Source organism: Flammeovirga sp. MY04 (assembly GCF_001682195.2).
Classification (GTDB): Bacteria; Bacteroidota; Bacteroidia; order Cytophagales; family Flammeovirgaceae; genus Flammeovirga; species Flammeovirga yaeyamensis.
In genome coordinates, this window is record NZ_CP003560.2 from 203,062 (window position 1) to 221,676 (window position 18,615).

Consider the following 18,615-nt stretch of genomic DNA (forward strand, 5'->3'; position numbering starts at 1 on the left):
TACTTTTCCACCTCACACATAAAATAGAATAAAATGTCAGTATTAGTATTTATAGAAGCAGATAACGGGGTCATAAAGAAATCCTCTTTAGAAGCAGTTACATATGGTTCAAAATTAGGCGATGTTACTGCGGTAGCAATGGGCTCAATTGATGGATCTGAATTAGAAAAAGTAGGTAAGTTTGGAGCGGCCAAAGTGCTTCATTGTTCAGACGAAAGACTAAATGATGGTGTTATTGCTGCCACAGCAACATTAATCGCAGCAGCCGCTGCAGAAGTTTCAGCAGCTACAATCGTAATGTCACGTTCATCTTTAGTAGATGCTGTGGCAGCTAGAGCGGCGATTAAAACCAATAGTGCAGTAGTTGCCAACGTTCAGGATTTACCAGATACATCGAATGGATTTACTGTAAAAAGAGGTGTATTCACAGGAAAAGCTTTTGCTTATGTAAGTGTTCCTGATGGAAATAAAATCATCACTATTGCTAAAAATGTAGTTCAATTAGAAGAATCAGGTGCAGATGCTGCAGTAGAAGATTTCTCTGTGTCATTTGGCGATGCTGATTTCGGAGTGAAAAGAGTGGGCGTACATAAGCAAGAAGGTGATATCCTTTTACCAGAAGCAGATAAAGTAGTATCAGCGGGTAGAGGATTGAAAGGTCCTGAAAATTGGCAAATGATCGAAGATCTAGCAGGTACATTAGGTGCAGCAACAGCTTGTTCTAAACCAGTATCTGATATGGATTGGAGACCTCACCACGAACACGTAGGGCAAACAGGTATCAAAGTGGCTCCTCAATTATATATTGCTGTAGGTATTTCTGGAGCTATTCAACACTTGGCAGGGGTAAACTCTTCTAAAGTGATTGTAGCAATTAACAAAGATCCAGAAGCTCCGTTCTTTAAAGCGGCAGATTATGGTGTGGTAGGAGATGCTTTCGAAGTAGTACCAAAATTGATTGAGGCCATCAAAAACTCACAAAATTAGAAGAATTAAGTTTGAATTTTGGAATTGTTTCCAAAATTTAAAATTTATTTGTTAATATTTAGGGAACTTATTGATATTTATTAATAGTTCCCTATATTTGTAATACTTCGATGATGCAATAGTATTATCAGAAGATTTTTTAAACTTAGTCGGACATTTTTTTTCATTCTGGCAAACTACTGATGAAAATCGTATAAAGAACCTCAACATGAGAATGTTGAGGTTCAGTTTTTTATAGAGAATTTTGTTATTCTTTTTTCCGGTTCAGCTTCGCTAATTTCTTTTCTATTCTTCTAAAGTCTTCTTCCAAACAATACTGAGTAGAATTTACTTTTAACGCTTTCTTATATTGCTCTATTGCTGATAGTAGATCACCAACTTTCAAATAGTAATCTCCTTTAATTTCTAAGTTTACTGTATTTATATCTAAGTCTAAACTATGATCAATCCATTCGATAGCATGTAATAATTGTTTTTTATTCTTCAGAAGGTCTTTTCCTGTTTTTGCACAGCTATACCATTCACTATGGAAATAATATAATTTTTTATTATCACTTTCTAGTTGTAAAGTATCGTCTTGAGAGGTAAACGAAAAAAGTAAAGGGATAAAGAGGACACATAAGTATTTAATAAATCGAGTTTTCATCTTTTTAGAACATTGAGAGAATATTAGTTACAAACTCTATAATTCAAAAATTGAAAGAATTTACGTAAATATCAGATTTTCAACACCTTATGTTGTTGTGTGTAAATTAGTTAATGTTCGTAAATGAACATCAATTAAAATAAATGTACAGTATGTTATTTTGAAGTGAAGGCTTCTAATTGAGGCGTATTTCTGATATCCACTGGAACTACGGTGGTTACACCCTGTTCGATCATGGTCACACCATAGATAACATCTGTACTAGCCATTGTTCTTTTATTGTGGGTAACAATAATAAACTGTGAGTTTCCAGAGAATTTATTGATAATTCTACAGAACTTATCCACGTTGGCATCATCAAGAGGGGCATCGACCTCATCGAAAATACAGAATGGTGCTGGCTTTAATAAATAAATGGAGAACAATAGGGCAGTGGCCGTAAGTGTTTTCTCTCCGCCAGACAATTGGTTAATCGTTAATGGACGCTTACCTTTTGGTTGAGCAAGAATCTCAATTTTAGAGTTCAACGGATCGTCCTCATCCGCCAAACGCAAATCACAGTTGTCTTCCTCTGTAAATAACGAACGGAATACTTCCATAAAGTTATCACGAATCTGAGTGAAGGCGGTCATAAACTTCTCTTCAGCAATATTGTCGATATCTTCAATCGTTTTCATCAATTGCTCTTTTGCTTTATTCAAGTCGTCTCTCTGACCCAAAATAAAGGCATTACGCTCTTTGATCTCGTTGAAAGCATCAATTGCAGTATGGTTAATTGCACCTAATGAAGCTAGTTTTCTTTTTGCATCCTCACTTACTTGCTCCAACTCGAAGATGTGCATAGCCTTGTAAGGATTCTCTTCCTCCTCTTCCTCTTCTTCTTCTTTGTTTTTATGAAGAAGCATTTGTTCAAGATCTACCTCAAACTCCACAGCAATTTTTTCTTTTACTGAGGTAAGCGATAGTCGTAAAGTACTGATACGTTCATTGGCAGACAGTAACTCCTGATCGATATGCTCTTTTTTCTGTTGTTCTTGTTTGATCTCGATTTCAGTATCAGCAATAAGTTCTTTGGCTGCTTTATAGGATGCTTCGGCTTCAAAAACACCTTTTTCGATGTTTAAACGCTCGATCTCCATACGTTCCAAAGCACTCGCACCCTCTTCATCCATAGAATCTGATTTTAATAACTCAGTTTCTACTTTTTGAATCTCTTCAAAATTGTGATCAATACGAAGGTGTGCTTTTTCTAAGTCTTCGTTTTTGAAATCAATTTCTTTTTTAAGAGAGTTATACTGATTTTCCTGCTGAAGGAAATTAATATGTAGTTGATTGTATTTGCTCGAAAGCTCTACTTTTTTCTCTTTCTCAATAGTTAATTGATCTTTCATTTCGAACAACTCTTCTTCCATATATTCTATGGCACCCGATTCAGATTCGAGTTGAGGTCTACCTTCTGATATTTCCATCTCAGCCAGACCAATTCTCTCCAAAATCTCTTCTTTTTTATTACTACTCTGTGCTAAGAATTTTGAAAATTCTTCCTTCTGAGTTTTAATTTTGATGAGTTCTTGAGAAACAACTTGTAAATTATGCTGAGCACTTTCCAATTCGTGCTGCATGTTTACTTGTAGTAAAGATTTATGTTCTGCTTGCTTTTCTACTTTCTTGATGTGAATTTCTTGAACTTCTTGTTCCAGACTTTCAATCTCTTCGGTTAATTGTTCTAAGTGTCTTACTCGACCTAAAGATTTACCTTCAAAAGATCCAGTAGAACCACCAGAAATAGCCGACTTACGTCGAATTGCCTTACCATTTTTCGTGACCAGAATAACACTATCGTTCTTTGGTAGGTTATTTTGATTACGATGCACAATGTACACTCCGTCTAATAAGTACATAATGAGGAAAGCGTACTTGTCGTCGTAATCTACTACCTCTAATGCAGGGATAGCATCATCAACAGATTTTCTTGGTGAAGGTTTATAGCCTTCGAATTTATCAAGTAGTAAGAAGTTGGCTTTACCTTTTTTCATTTCTTCTAAAAGGTTCACCGCCTTCCAAGCATCATCTTCTGTTTCTAAAACAAAATAGTTTAAATAAGGAGCTAGATAGCCTTCAATTGCAACACGGTACTCATCATTACAATGTAGTGTATCGGATAACATCGGTGCTTCTTTTGCCCAATCGGTATTTTGCTTTAAATATTTGATGGCCTCAGGATATCCCTCAAGGTTGTCCACCAAAGATTTAGTTAATTTATGTTCGTTCTTTTTGGCATCAAGAATTCTAAAAATTTCTGATGAACGATCTTTAACTTGTTCTAATTCTTCACGGCAGGCTCTAATTTTTTCTTGATGTTGGGTGTGTTTTTCTTTCACCTCATCATAGACTACTTGAGCACTTAAACGTTCGCCTTCCAAAGAGGCATATTGTGTATCAAACTCTTCTAAACTAGAAGCTTTATCGTTCGATTCTTCATGAGCTCGTTCTAATTCCTGCTTTAAAGCAGAAAGCTGCACCTCATTAATTTCGATCTTTTGCTTCAGTTGGAAAATAACAGATTGTTTATTTTTCACCATCTGCTCAAACTCATTGGTTTTTACTTCCAACTCATCCGTTTTTTGCGTTTGATCGTCTCTTTGTCTTTGGGTATTGTCCAATTCATGTTCTACATCCATCACCATTTTTTCAATGGAGTTTAACTGAATTTGTAAGGCCTCAATACCTTGTTGAGAAAGGGCTACTGCTTCTCTGTCTTGTGTTGCCTGACTTTGAAGGGTTGCTTTTTTCTCTTCCAAGAATCGTCTTCTCTCACCTTTGATTTTTTTCTCCGACTCAATCTGACGCATCTTTAAAATATGCTCATTCAAAGTCTTTTGGCGAGAAGCCAACAATTCTTCCTTATCAATAGATTCCTTTTTCTCCTTAGAGATAGAGGCTTCTAATGTTTCTACATTCTTTATAGTCTGATTTCTTTCCTCATTGATGTTGGTCATTTTATCGGCCAACGTATGCAGTTCATCTGCCTGAGTAGATACTTTTTTCAGTGCTAATTCAATACTAGAAGCTTTATACGTCTGCTTTAGTTTGATATAGCGTTGGGCTTGCTTTGCCTGTCTTTCTAATGAACGCATGTTCTTCTCGACCTCAAATAAAAGGTCGTCTACACGTTCTAAGTCAGCATCAGTATCTTTAAGTTTTTTGAGCGTTTCTTTTTTACTTTTCTTGAATTTTGAAATTCCGGCTGCTTCCTCGAATAAAGTACGACGAGCATTTTGAGTATCATTCAAAAGTTCATCAATCATCTTTAATTCGATGATTGCATAACTATCTGATCCAATACCAGTATCTAAGAAAAGTCCGTGAATATCTTTTAAACGACAAGGGACCCCATTCAAAGAGTACTCACCTTCACCAGAACGGTAGAAACGTCTTCCAATAGTTACTTCTGTGTATTCTGTTGGTAAAAGGTTTTTATTGTTGATAAACGTGAGGTAAACCTCAGCCATTTGAAGGGGACGTCTCGATTTTGTGCCATTAAAAATGATGTTGTCCATCTTGTCCGAACGCAAAGCTTTTGTACTTTGCTCGCCAAGAACCCATCGTATAGCATCAACAACATTGGATTTACCACTACCGTTAGGTCCTACGACAGCAGTAATACCCGAATCAAAGTTTAAAGTGACCTTATCACCAAAACTTTTAAAACCTTTTATTTCTAACTTTTTTAGTAACATTTCATAACTATTGGATCTTTCAAATGTAACTAATAAAAGATTTTGTTGCATAATAAAAGCCACCCTAAATTAGGGTGACTTCAATATTTTTTTATGATAAACGGCTGAAATTAGTAAATCGTATTATTTATTTTTCTTTGCGATATCGACTTCTTTGTTGACTGATTTGAGATACTCCCTTGAAGCTACTTTAAATTCTCCTGGGAAATTTTGAGAAAATGTGATTTTTGCAGCTTCATAATTTTTTTCATACATCTGAATCATGCCAATAAGCATAAGTGCTTTATACTTCGTTTTCGATTCTTTTGTATTCATTATTGTTAAAAGCTTATCTCTAGCATCATCAAATTTATTCTCTTTGTAATCGATGATTGCCTCCATAAATCGAACATCAGGTAGTGGGATTCCACATTGTTCAAATTCTTTGATGTGCTTTTTAGCATTAGCATAATCACCGTATTTAATTTCTAAATCAATTAAGTCGGCCAAAATTCTAACTTTTCTTGTATTATCCATTTGAATGGAAACCTTATGTTCTAAAAGCTTTACAACCTCATGTCTATCCAAAGTATTTTCTTTGATTTCAATAAGTAAATCATAAGCAGGCTCAAAGGAATTATTCATCTTGATCACAGCATTAAGAATCTTTTCAGAGCGTTTAATGTCGTACATCTGAAAATGACTTAAGGCCAATTGATATTGATATTTTGGAGACATTGAAGTTGTCTTGCTTTTAATCTTTCCGTTGGTTACCTGGCTGAAAGCAGAAGTGGCATTCTCATATTCTTCGAGAGAGTGATGTGCAAACCCTAATTCATAATAATAATGATCATGAGCTTTTCCTTTTTCTTCCTCCATTTTATCGATAGCAATCTGCATACTTGTTTTCGCCAATTCATAGTTTTTTGTTACATAATTATGATATTTGGCATCCATATATAAAATGTAGCTATTCTGAGGATGAACACTCTTGGCATCTTCCAAATGAGGACCTGCTTGATCGAATTTTCCTGTTTTATCAAGTATATTGATAATTCTAGTTTTATAGGCCAATTTTCGATCTAAGTCGGGAGTGATCCGGAAGGCTTCGTCTAGATGTTTAATGGCCATTTCATAATCTTTGTCATCTTTAGCAATTAAAGCTAATTTAAGATGTGCATCTAAATTATTAGAGTCAAGCTCAATAGTTGTATTAAAGGCATCAATAGCCTCTCCTAGTCTTTTATGTCTTATCTGAGCAAGTCCTAAGGCATAATAATATAAAGCATTTGTGGAATCCTTGGCAATGGCAATTTCATAGGACATTATCGCTTCGGGTAATTGGCCGACACTTGCATAAACTTCACCTTTCACAAAATAATCTTCGGCAGAAGATTCGTCTTGAGCAAAGGTCGTTGAAGCAGCAATAAGTATTATAAGTATTAATGAGTAAAGTCTTGTCATCGTAAATAAGTAAAGTGGTAGTATATTGGATTATAGAATACTCTATTAAATTAACAATTTGTCAAAGTAATTCTTTCAAAATTTAAAGATTATTTGACTTATATGTATGGTTTAAATGAAAATATAAGGATTTTAATCTGTTGATTATTAATATTTTGTGATTTTATTGAATTGAATTTAAAATGGATGAAAATAATAAACATTGGTTAGATCAATTTGATCGGCTTGAAATGAAAACGTTAGAGAAGAAAGCGTTAAAAGTGATGAGGAACCAAAGTATCCTACTCATGGAGAAAATGTCATTACAACCTCGAGATATTTTAGGAGGGATGTGGGCCTCTATGCATTTGAATACACCATTATTTGGAGCTTTGTTTTTATTAGAAGATAAGGTTATTTTCGTTGGTGGTCATCCATCAAATCTTCAATTGCAAACTTTAGAGTGGCCTTGGGGACAAATCGAAAAGTTTCAGAAATTGGAAGACCCTAAATTAGGGATAGTAAAAATCCTTGATATGTATGTAAGCGATAAAAAAATTAGATTTGGTGGAATGAAAGGGTTTGTTCCTTCATCATTTATACTTATACTAGAAAAAATTTGGTTTGATCATCATTCCAACTAATCACTTGATGTTGTATCAAAATGATATTTTAGACACTTAACCAACCTTGAATAATAAACACTCGATGTCATGATAAAGGCATAAGCCTATTGAATGAATATCAAACAATAGGAAAACAACACAAACATAAACATGAAAAAAATTAAACGATTACTTGTTGCAAATAGAGGCGAAATTGCCGTAAGAATCATCAGATCAGCTAAAGAATTAGGAATACATACTGTTGCCGTATACAGTGAGGCTGACCAAGAGGCTCCTCATGTATCTTTAGCAGATGATGCTGTTATAATTGGACCTGCCGCTTCTTCAGAATCTTATTTAAAAATTGATAAGATTATAGAAGTATGTCATCAATTTAAAATAGATGCAGTTCATCCTGGCTATGGATTTTTATCTGAGAACGCCTCTTTTGCTCAAAGAATAGAAAAAGAAGGAATCATTTTTATTGGTCCATCTGCCCACGCCATTGAGGTAATGGGTAGTAAATTGATGGCCAAACAAACGGTACAGAAATACGATGTACCTTTGGTTCCCGGAGGCGATGAGGCGATTACAGATATTGCTGCTGCTGAAAAAATGGCGGAAGAAGTGGGATATCCTATCCTGATCAAAGCTTCGGCTGGAGGTGGCGGAAAGGGAATGCGTGTTGTGGAAAACGAAGAGGAGTTTGTCTCTCAAATGGACAGAGCTGTGAGTGAAGCACAAAATTCTTTTGGTGATGGTGCAGTGTTTATCGAGAAGTACATTCAATCTCCCAGACATATTGAAATACAAATTTTAGCCGATACACATGGAAATGTGGTGCATTTATTTGAAAGAGAATGTTCTATACAACGTCGACATCAAAAAGTAATAGAGGAAGCACCTTCTTGCGTACTGACCGAAGAGTTACGTAATGAAATGGGTGAATGTGCGGTACGAGTGGCAAAATCATGTGATTATGTAGGTGCAGGAACCGTAGAATTTATCTACGATAGTAGTGGAGCATTCTACTTTTTAGAAATGAATACTCGTCTTCAGGTAGAGCATACGGTAACTGAAGAAATTACTGGACTTGACTTAGTGAAAGAACAAATTAGAATTGCAGAAGGAGAAAAGTTGGGTTATAAGCAATCTGATTTAAAAATAAATGGTCATGCCATAGAAGTTAGGGTTTATGCAGAGGACTCTTATCAGAACTTCTTGCCGGATACAGGTGTTTTGCACCGATATATAGAGCCAAGTGGGGAGGGGGTTCGTGTAGATAGCGGATATAAACAGGGAATGAAGATGGAGATGCATTATGACCCTATGATGAGTAAATTAATTGTTTGGGGTGAAAATAGGAAGGATGCAATTCAAAAAATGTTACAGGCTATGGAGGATTATAAGATCTCTGGCTTAGAAACTATTCTACCTTTTTGTAAGTTTGTATTGCAACATGATGCTTTTGTTAGTGGTGATTTTGGGACTCATTTTGTTGACAAATACTATGATCCGAAATACCTTGAAGACGAACTTACTGACAATGAGCAATTCGTTGCAGCTTCTGTTTTAGCAGAGCTATTTTTTGATAATAAAAAATCGGAGGAGACCTCTTCTCTGATCAATCAAACAACCCCTTGGAAATTAAAACGATGACTTTAAAGAGTATTATAACCACCTGTTTCATCACTTTAAACATTTTATTTTTGACCTCTTGTGCAAAAGAAGCGAACATTTCACAAGAAGAATTTGATATGACTACCTGGAAGAACGATCCACAAGGATGTAAAGGGGAACGTATTCAATTAGATCAAGATTTTATGAGTGTCAAAGATCGATTATTAGGGGTAAGCATTGCTGGTGTTAGACAAACATTAGGAGCTCCAGATAGAGTAGATCTTGATAATAGAAGTACAAAACAATATGTATATTTCGTAGGGAAAGGTGGTCAATGCTCAGAAGGAGATTCTACAGCGGTAGGTAAATCATATAGAGTGTATTTTGATGCCCTTGAGATGGTTAGAGAAATATCACCAGAATTATAAAAAAGAGGCTATCTTATATTTAAATAAGACAGCCTCTTGTTATCTAGGAGGATGTGTAAGTTATTTCATTAACACATCTATTTTAAGCTGGCCATATTTAATATGGTCTTAGGTGTGTGTAAGATAACTAGAGTTGTTAAAGTCCTTTTACGTAGTTATGTGTTAATGACTTTGAAAGTTCGGTAAAAAATATCAAATATTAAAATTTTAAAAAAGAAGATCGAATAACTTCAATTTTAAAAATAGAAATGTTGATAAGAATTAGCTGCAAACTGCTTCACATTATATGTTCATTAAAAAGATTGAGGAGTGGATTTAAAAGAATTAAAACAGTTGGTGAATGAAGGGGAAGGCTTTAAAATTGAGTTTAAGAAAAAAGCGGCTGACCCATTTAAAATAATGAAGGAAGTTGTTGCGTTCGCTAATAAATATGGAGGATACCTTATTGTTGGTGTGGCCGATGATGGACGAATAGACGGATTTACGGATATTGAAGGGGAAAAGTTTGTATTGGAACAGGCAATCAAGAAGTACTTATCGAGAAAAATTGAATATAGCATTCATATTGTGCAAGTTAGTGCAATGCGACAAGTATTGGTATTTGAAATTCCACCTTCTGATAAACAACCTATTTTCTTATTATATAATTTAAAAAGAAGAATTGGAAAACCTTACATTCGAGTAGAGGATAAAAGTGTACAGATGAGTAAGGTGATTCGAAGAATCTTAAAACAAAGAAGTAAAGAGGAACATCACTCAGTTACTTTTGGGGAGGAAGAAAGGAATATTCTACAACTTATTGATAAAAATGGCTACACCACAGTCGACGAGGTCGTTAAAACTTTTTCATTAGAAATTGATGTGGTAGAAGACAAACTGATTGATCTTTGTCTAGCCAATATTTTACAAGAAATGCCTAGGGAAATGGGGGATAGGTTTATCATTCATCCTACTTCACGATTGTCTTGGAAGTAGTCAGATGTGAGATTTAAGCGGACTTCAGTCTGCTTAAATAAACTCTTTAAAAACCCACGATTTCAATCGTGGGCCTCAAGAATATCAATACTATTTTTGCCCCAACTCAATAAACGGAATAATCATCTCATCGATAGATATACCACCGTGCTGGAAAGTATCCTTATAATAACTCACATAATAGTTGTAGTTATTCGGATAAGCGAAGAAATAATCTTCCATAGCAAAAACAAACGAAGTGGAAACTTCAGTTTTCGGTAAACCAAAATCCTCTGGATGTTTTACAGCCAATACATTTTTCTTATTATAAGATAGATTCTTTCCTTGCTTGTACCTCAAATTGGTATTTGTTTCTCTATCGCCTACAATTTTGTATGGTTTTCTAGTTCTTACCGTACCATGGTCAGTTGTGATGTACACTTTACAATCTTTTTCAGCAAGAATTTTCAACATTTCATACAAAGAAGAATGTTCGAACCAAGATTTTGTAATTGATCGGTAGGCAGCTTCGTCAGGTGCTAGTTCTCTTACCATGTTGGTGTCTGTTCTTGCATGAGAAAGCATATCTACAAAGTTGTATACAATAGCATTGAACTTCCTATGCATTAATGAGTTGATCTGATCATTTACCTGCTTCCCTTGAGAAGTTCTAATGATCTTATGGTAAGAGTATTTTCCATCGATTCTATGACGAAGTAATTGCTCTCCTAAAAGTTCTTCTTCGTAATTGTTCTTACTTTCTTCATCGTTATCGTTTACCCACCATTCTGGATAAGTAGCTTCAATTTCAGAAGGCATAAGACCAGAGAATATCGCATTTCTAGCATACGCAGTTGTCGTTGGAAGGATAGGACAATACACATCTTCTTTTACCGAGTAAAGTTCAGATATTAATGGCTCAATTACTTTCCATTGATCATAACGTAGATTATCAATAAGTATAAAGAAAACAGGTTTATCATTCTCTTTTACATAAGGAAAGACCTTTTCAGCCAATAGTTCATGAGATAGAACAGGACGCTCATCTGGCTCATCCATCCAATCTTCATAATTATCTTTTATAAAGCGACAGAAGTTATGGTTGGCTTCGTTTTTTTGCATTTCGAAGACCTCACTCATACTTTTATTTTCTGTCTGATTAATTTCTAGATCCCAATAAACAATCTTTTTATAAGTCTCTACCCAATCTTCCCAATCCATATCGTTCATAAACGACATCATGATGCTTTGGAAATCTTGTTGATAGGCAGAGTTGGTTTTTTCATCGACCAACTTCTTTTTATCAAGTAATTTTTTTACGGAAAGTAGTATTTGTTTTGGGTTGATGGGCTTGATAAGATAATCGGCAATCTTTGCACCAATCGCATCCTCCATAATATATTCCTCTTCAGATTTGGTAATCATCACTACAGGAATACTTGGTCGGATTCTTTTTATTTGTTCAAGCGCTTCAAGTCCGGTCATACCTGGCATATTTTCATCCAGGAAAATGATATCAAACTCCTCTTCTTCACATTTCTCAATGGCATCTAAACCACTTAGTACAGGCGTAACTTCATATCCTTTTTTTGTAAGGAATAATATATGTGGTTTTAGTAGATCGATTTCATCGTCTGCCCATAAAATTCTTTGTTGACTCATCCGGAAGGGTATTATTAGATAAACTGTTTCTTATTTTTACTCAAGACACCGATAAATGGTTTCGGTTGGAATATAAAAATATGGATTTATAACAAATTAAGAAATACTAAGGACTTATTCGGTAATTATATTCGTAAAACAAAAATATTCTTATCTTCTAAAATGTTATTTTAATATCTTCGTTATATAATTGTAACATTCTCTAGTAACTATGATATTTTATCAAATAAATTGGATGAAATACTCATTACTAGTGAATTAAGTGATCTTAAATAAAAACTTTTCAAATATCAGAAACTGTATATATCTCATTCTTATATAGTTTTTGATGTTGAACCGATAAAATAAAATTAAATTGATTTCAACCTTATTAGATTATGGAAGAAAATTCAAGTACCCAAAAGAAAAATTTATTACTCATCATTGGCCCAATCTTCGGGGTGATTCTACTAGGAACAACTATATTTTTATATTTCTTCGGAGGAAGTTCCGATGAAATAGATCCAAGCCTGGTTGATATAGACGAGTTCGTAAAAGAAAATACAGTATGGAACCTTAATGGTGATGCTGTGGAAGGAAGTGCAGTGGCAATTACTGTTCGTTTTCCTAATATGAACCTAAAACAAGTCGAAGATGCTTTGGAAAGAGCAGATCAAAATGTACGTCAAGTAGATGCTGACATCAGAAACGTTTGGGGTAAATTAGGGGATGATACTTCAGATTTGGAAAATAGCCTTCGAAATCTTCAAGGAGATTTATCGACAATGGAAAACATCTATCATCATACTGAAATTTTATCCAATTCTGTCAGTAGAGGTGATGCAAATGAGGAGAGTCCAGCCGTGAGAGCTACTTTAAATAAACTTTTAAGTACAAGAGAAGGCTATATCAGAGACATCAATACTATGCAAGAAAATATTGATAAGGTATTGACAGTTTTAGAAGACTCGAGAAATCAGAATGCCACTATCGGAGGGGTAAGAGAAGCCATTGAGGAATTAGAAATTGCCAATAAAAGGTTATTTGAGGAAGGGAGATCTCTTTTAAAAACACTTTTTGCTTTCGAATATGTGTATAATAATCACCGTCAATCGAATGCAGATGGTAAAGACATAGATGTATTCTATATTGATCTTCAAGACTATTTATACGATAGAATTATAGTAGAAAAATCTCAAAATAGTTTCTATCGTAAAAAAGGAAAATTTGATAAAGTAGTGACAGAAACCAAAGACCGCCTAGGTGTTTTGGATGATGTTGTGGCTTTAAAACAAAAACGAGAACTGAAGTTAAGTGAATACAATGAGCTATCAGAACACCTAGGTAAATTAAACGAATTGTATTCTGGGGCAGGGGTATCTATTACTTCAAATGGTTATAATGCCATCTCTTTTAATAACGATGATAATTGGGAGTATTCTGTTGCCGATGAATCCGATAATACTCCTTTGGTTGTTGTTTGGAGAGTAGAAGGTACTCCATTGAATTCTGGATCTGTTTTAGCCAATGCAAGCTATGAACTCACTTACGAAAATGAAGAAGGAGAAGAGTTGCCATTAAAAAGTAAGGTAGAAAGTGAAATTAACGCTCAATAAACATTGAACTAATCTGAAAAGATGACTTCAATTTGTTTTTCTTTAGGGTGGTTTGATTAATTTTGTTCTACAAATAAACAAACAAGACAATGATTAATCACACGGTATTATTTAAGTTCAAAGAAGAAGCAACACAAGAGCAAATTCAAGCAATGGTTGATGCTCTACAAGCTTTAGGTGGTAAAATTGATGAAATCAAAGAGATTCATGTAAAAGAAAACTTCTCTGAAAGAGCCAAAGGTTTTACGATCATGTTGTACTCTCTCTTTGAAAGTAAAGAAGCATTAGAAGCTTATCAAGTACACCCTGCTCACGTAGCTGTGGTGACAGATCATGTAAAGCCAATTTTAGGTGATATCATGGCCATAGATATTGAATATTAATTCAACTTATTTACAGTTGAGATAGAAATAATAGTAAAGGCAGATCAATGCGATCTGCCTTTTTGATTAATAAGTAGGTAGTTATATGAAATGAAATGTTAACTATTCAGTTTCAAAACCAAACGCTCTTGGTGTTTGTGTGTCACTATCATAATTTCCTCCATTTTCTCCTGTGAAATCATTGAAGAAGTGATAGTAAGAACCGTACAAACCATATTTATTCTCTAAGTCCATACGTTCTTTCATCCAAACTTTAAATTTATCAGAATCAGCTTTTTGATCACCAATTAGGAAGAAGTAGTCATTGCTAGATATCACTTTGCCTTTTTGGTCAGTAAGCTCCAATTCTACAAAGAATTTTTCCATCACATTATCCAATACTTTTTCTGAAATCTCTTCGAATTTTTGAGCACTGTTTTCTTTTACATTGCCAATTTTATAAGTCTTTTCAGTCAACACTTTTCCGTCATCATTTTTAATGATCAGCTTTGCTGAACAGCCTTTATATTGTTCGTAGTAATCATTGATTACCCAAATCGAACCGGTGAACTTTTCTTTATTCGACCAACGTCTTTTCTTAAAGTCAAAACTGATTAATGTAGGTTGATAGGCCTTTTTTACAAAATCAAATGATCTTTTTGGCTTTTGATAATTGTCTACAATACCCCATTTCATATCTGGCCAATAAGTGATAAAGTGACAAAGAGCGATTCCACTTAATTCAGGTTTTTGACGTCTGAAATATTCAATTCCATTTTGGAAAATGATTCCTTGAGCGTCTTGAGAGGCATTGACAAATTCTTCAAGAGATCCCTTCATTTCGTCTCCGAAAACATCCCAATTTTGCATTCTTAGACGCGTAAGGTCAGCCCAATGATGTCCCCAGCTTAGACCAGGCGTCCAAAGTTCATCTTCAGGAATAAACTTCTTTAAACTTTCTACAGAAGGAACTGAAGTGATAGCAAACTCTGGTACAATTGGGAATTTTAAAGTTTGGTACCAATCTTCATGAAGCCATTTACCCATATCATAGAAATACCTTAATGCATGGACAGCCTCTTTTTCTTTAAAGCCTGCTTCTTTAGAAACATGACACGTTAATGGTGAATCGGGTACATAAGGTAAGTTGACATAAGCTTGGAGGGAATCACCTAATTCTTCTAAAAACGCACGACCGAATTGAGGATCACGAGTTCTGAGTAGCATTTCTTCTCCACCTTCCATCATAATTAAAGAAGGATGATTACGGCGTTCTTTTACCACTTTTACAGCTTCGTTATATATTTCTGTAAGCTTTTCTCTTTCGGTAGGAATGTTTCCTGTACCCAATGGAATAATATCTTGCCATACTGTAATCCCCATCTCATCACAATACTGATAAAACTCTGGGATTTCAGGAGGATGCCATCCAAAAATTCGAATATTATTCATATTCGCTTCTTTGGCCAAACGAATAAGTTCTTTGTACTTATCAAGTGTTGTTCTACCCACAAAAATATCTGGAGGTCCTCCCCAACAAGCCGAACGAATAAAGTGGAATTTACCATTGATATAAGTAGACCTAGGGAAACTAACATCCACTCCTTGTTTAAATCCAGGGTTCCATTTAGAAGTAACTTCTCTTATACCAAAAGTAATGGCATTGAAATCGTGATTTGTTTTCCCTTCTTTCAGTGTGATTTTCGCTTCATACAAGTTCGGTTTACCTAAATCCCATGGCCACCATAACTCAGGTTGATCAATATGAATGGTTTTGGTTATCTTATGTACTCCAGGTGCTACTGTCTGATTAAACTTTAGTTTAATTTCTTTACTATCGAAGTTCTTTCCTTTAAGTGAGGCAACAAAAGTCATGTCTTTGGCTTCTGAAGCTTTATTTTCCACAGTCATTTCTAGATTGACATCAGCCGATCCGTTTTTATTGATTTTATTATTAGCATAAACATCCTCAAAACGAACCTTACCTGTTGTGACCATTTTTACAGGTCTATAGATACCAAACGGAATTAAATCTCTCCAATAATCACCAAACCATGGTGTTTTCTTGCCTGCTACAGAAGCATTTACTTGAGGAGGAGGATCAAGCTTTACCACAAGCATATTTCTACCTCTCAGGAAATCATATTTATGTATTCTCAAGAATTCATTGATTTTGAATCGGAACGAAGAAAATGCTCCTTCATGTTTACCTAAGTAATGACCATTTAACCATACTTCACAGCTATAATCAACTCCTTCAAAAAGGATATCTACCTCTTGATTTTCAAAATCTTCTCTAACATTAAATTGATAGGCATACCACCACTCATAATGTTGTACCCATTGAGCCTTTACACTATTTCTACCAAAATAAGGATCTTCAATTACCCCTGCTTTCCAAAGGTCTGTATATACATCACCTGGAACTTTAGCATTATTCCAAACCAAGGTTTCTATGTCTTCTGGCGGAATCTTATGTAGTCCTGCTTTTACGCCTTCACCCGGACGCATCATTTTCATCTTCCAACGGTAACCATCAAAAGATCGGATAGCTTGTTCATTTTCGTCGTGTGGAGTAGTTGTATTTGGTTGCGCCCAAATAAGACTTGAAAAAAATACTCCAACTAACAATAGTGCAAGTTTTTTCATTTCACTTTAATTCTAGTTAAGCTATTTTTCGATTGAATAGCTGACATTTTATATATAGATGCCTATGGAATTACCTATAGACATTTGTAGTTGTTGTTAGTACAAAAGTCGGCTTTTTGATAGTGTATGGCTAGTTTTTGATATAGACTGATTATAGACACCACTTCATCGACTATAGATTACATATAGACTGAAAAATAAAAAAGCAGGTATATGAATATCATATACCTGCTTTTTGTGATTTCTAAGATGAACAAGAATTAATCTTCGTCTTCCATAGAATGACCTTTACGTTTTTTTCCTTTTCCATCAGGATCACCATATCTTCTTTTTCCCATTTTCTCCATCTGGGCAGCAATTTCGTCTACAGACTTCGTTGGGTCCATTAAAACAAACATTACATCTCTATTGGCTCCCATAGGATTACGTCCCATTTTGTGTTTCCCTTTATTGTGACCTTTTTTCTTGCCTTCACCTTTCATACTACCTTCAGGACGGTATTTTTCCATGATGGCTTTCATGTCTGTTCTCCATTTTTCTTCATTGTCTTTATTGGCCTCTTTTATGGATTTTAGATCAGCTTCATGGTTATCAACTACAGCCCAAGCCGCAGTCATTATTTGTCTCATTTCTTTTTGAGCTGCTTCTTTTGCTGCTTTTTGCTCTTCAGTAGGTGCTTCACCTTTCTTTTTGTCTTTCTTCATCGATTTGTTTTCCTCTTTAAGGTTCTCCAATCGAGTACGAAGTGTAGCTAATTCTTTTTTCTCTGCATCCGAAAGCTTATTATCGAATTCCTTACGATTTTCTAGAAGTACAGGTACAACATTGGTTTTGTTGTATTCAGCAATTTCTTTCTGTGCTTTTTTACGAGTTTCTTTATCCATCCCTTTTTTGGGACCGTCTTGGAAAGAAAATAAGAAGATAGATAAAATTGTAAATACGAATAATGTGATCTTTTTCATTGTTCTATTGTTTGGTTATTGATTCGTTGAATTATTGTACTTCAAATGTGAGCAATAAGATGCGAAAAAAGAGATAGTTTCAACGAAGGGTAGTGATTTTTCAACTAACGCAGTATAATATAAACATAAGTACTCAATAACTCACATTATTGGGCTAATCATCAGGTAATTAAAAACGACTTAATGCTAGAGAGTATTATTTAGATGATAAAAAAAGCCATCAACTGTAAAGCTGATGGCCATATTCCTGTAGTATTACCAATATTCTTATTTTCCTAATGTAGTATGTAAACCACATTCTGTTTTTCCTTTTCCAGCCCATCTACCAGATCTGTCATCTGACCATAATGGTTTAGAAGGATCTGCTTTTTGTGTACAAGGCAAACACCCTACACTGAAGTAGCCTTTTGCAATTAAAGAGTGAAGTGGTAATTTTCTTTCATTGATGTATTTGAATACCATTTTAGAATCCCAATCTAAGATAGGGTGGTATCTTAATACGCCATGCTTACCTTCTTCTTCTTTTTGCATTTGCGCTCTCACAGCAGATTGTCCTTTTCGGATACCATTGATCCAAACATCATTTTCCTTAAGTATATCCTCTAAAGGCTCTACTTTATTGATGTGACAGCATCTGTCTGATTGATGTATATGTAAAGGTTCACCATTTTCATCCACTTGATCTTTCACAGGGATTTTCGATTTAATATCGATAATGTTTAAACCTAATTTTTCTGCAAGTTCGTCTCTGAAAGCAATTGTTTCAGGGAAATGATAGTTTGTGTCTAAAAAATAAACAGGGATAGTATTATCTACTCTGCTTATTATGTCTAACAACACAACGCTTTGCGGCTGAAAAGATGAAGATGCAAAGATCTTTTTTCCTTCCGCTTTATATTTCGCCAAATCAACTGCTATATCTTCGATCAGCTGATCGAAAGTAGTATCAGTAGCTTGTGATAATATGCTTTGCGATGACATAG

14 protein-coding genes are annotated in these 18,615 nt (G+C 34.8%); 7 read left to right on the top strand and 7 right to left on the bottom strand.

Translation table 11 applies throughout. The annotated features are described in order from the left end of the window. Positions 1–33 precede the first annotated feature (33 nt). Complete coding sequence (locus MY04_RS00810) at positions 34–987, top strand: electron transfer flavoprotein subunit alpha/FixB family protein (RefSeq protein ID WP_066204922.1); 954 nt, start codon at positions 34–36, stop codon at positions 985–987. Between the two features lie 247 nt (positions 988–1,234). Here the strand turns inward: MY04_RS00810 and MY04_RS00815 are convergent, their stop codons facing one another. The 3 genes from MY04_RS00815 to MY04_RS00825 form a co-directional block, all read right to left on the bottom strand. Then, entirely contained in the window at positions 1,235–1,633 is a 399-nt protein-coding gene (locus MY04_RS00815; RefSeq protein ID WP_066204926.1) for a hypothetical protein, read from the bottom strand. Positions 1,634–1,788: 155 nt separating this feature from the next. Next, positions 1,789–5,373: a chromosome segregation protein SMC gene (smc, locus tag MY04_RS00820; RefSeq protein WP_066204929.1), complete on the bottom strand. Its 3,585-nt coding sequence runs from the start codon at positions 5,371–5,373 to the stop codon at positions 1,789–1,791. 123 nt (positions 5,374–5,496) lie between these two features. Continuing rightward, the gene (locus MY04_RS00825; RefSeq protein ID WP_066204931.1) at positions 5,497–6,816 is read right to left on the bottom strand and encodes a tetratricopeptide repeat protein; all 1,320 of its coding nucleotides are present in this window, start codon (positions 6,814–6,816) and stop codon (positions 5,497–5,499) included. 182 nt (positions 6,817–6,998) lie between these two features. Between MY04_RS00825 and MY04_RS00830 the strand changes: the two genes are divergently transcribed. The 4 genes from MY04_RS00830 to MY04_RS00845 all read left to right on the top strand — a co-directional run bounded on the left by MY04_RS00830 (position 6,999) and on the right by MY04_RS00845 (position 10,423). Continuing rightward, positions 6,999–7,439: a hypothetical protein gene (locus MY04_RS00830; protein WP_066204934.1), complete on the top strand. Its 441-nt coding sequence runs from the start codon at positions 6,999–7,001 to the stop codon at positions 7,437–7,439. A gap of 132 nt (positions 7,440–7,571) precedes the next feature. Beyond that, complete coding sequence (accC, locus tag MY04_RS00835; RefSeq protein ID WP_066204936.1) at positions 7,572–9,059, top strand: acetyl-CoA carboxylase biotin carboxylase subunit; 1,488 nt, start codon at positions 7,572–7,574, stop codon at positions 9,057–9,059. Further along, positions 9,056–9,448 carry a hypothetical protein gene (locus tag MY04_RS00840; RefSeq protein ID WP_066204938.1) on the top strand — a complete coding sequence of 131 codons (393 nt, stop codon included), beginning with the start codon at positions 9,056–9,058 and terminating at the stop codon, positions 9,446–9,448. The genes accC and MY04_RS00840 overlap by 4 nt, the downstream gene beginning before the upstream one ends. Before the next feature lie 309 nt (positions 9,449–9,757). Continuing rightward, complete coding sequence (locus MY04_RS00845) at positions 9,758–10,423, top strand: AlbA family DNA-binding domain-containing protein (protein ID WP_066204941.1); 666 nt, start codon at positions 9,758–9,760, stop codon at positions 10,421–10,423. Between the two features lie 90 nt (positions 10,424–10,513). Here the strand turns inward: MY04_RS00845 and MY04_RS00850 are convergent, their stop codons facing one another. Continuing rightward, entirely contained in the window at positions 10,514–12,064 is a 1,551-nt protein-coding gene (locus MY04_RS00850) for a T9SS response regulator signal transducer PorX (protein ID WP_066204943.1), read from the bottom strand. Between the two features lie 377 nt (positions 12,065–12,441). Here MY04_RS00850 and MY04_RS00855 point away from each other — a divergent pair, with 377 nt between their 5' ends. Both MY04_RS00855 and MY04_RS00860 read left to right on the top strand, forming a co-directional pair. Further along, positions 12,442–13,659 carry a hypothetical protein gene (locus tag MY04_RS00855; protein ID WP_066204945.1) on the top strand — a complete coding sequence of 406 codons (1,218 nt, stop codon included), beginning with the start codon at positions 12,442–12,444 and terminating at the stop codon, positions 13,657–13,659. Between the two features lie 89 nt (positions 13,660–13,748). Next, the gene (locus MY04_RS00860; protein WP_066204951.1) at positions 13,749–14,042 is read left to right on the top strand and encodes a Dabb family protein; all 294 of its coding nucleotides are present in this window, start codon (positions 13,749–13,751) and stop codon (positions 14,040–14,042) included. A 102-nt stretch (positions 14,043–14,144) separates the two neighbouring features. On the opposite strand, the gene MY04_RS00865 is transcribed toward MY04_RS00860, so the two are convergent. From MY04_RS00865 to MY04_RS00875, 3 genes are all read right to left on the bottom strand, one after another. Then, positions 14,145–16,670 (bottom strand): glycoside hydrolase family 2 protein, encoded by a 2,526-nt coding sequence (locus MY04_RS00865; protein ID WP_066204954.1) that lies wholly within the window; start codon positions 16,668–16,670, stop codon positions 14,145–14,147. 260 nt (positions 16,671–16,930) lie between these two features. Then, complete coding sequence (locus MY04_RS00870; RefSeq protein ID WP_066204957.1) at positions 16,931–17,632, bottom strand: hypothetical protein; 702 nt, start codon at positions 17,630–17,632, stop codon at positions 16,931–16,933. 267 nt (positions 17,633–17,899) lie between these two features. Further along, complete coding sequence (locus MY04_RS00875; protein WP_066204960.1) at positions 17,900–18,613, bottom strand: phosphoadenylyl-sulfate reductase; 714 nt, start codon at positions 18,611–18,613, stop codon at positions 17,900–17,902. Positions 18,614–18,615: the final 2 nt, after the last annotated feature.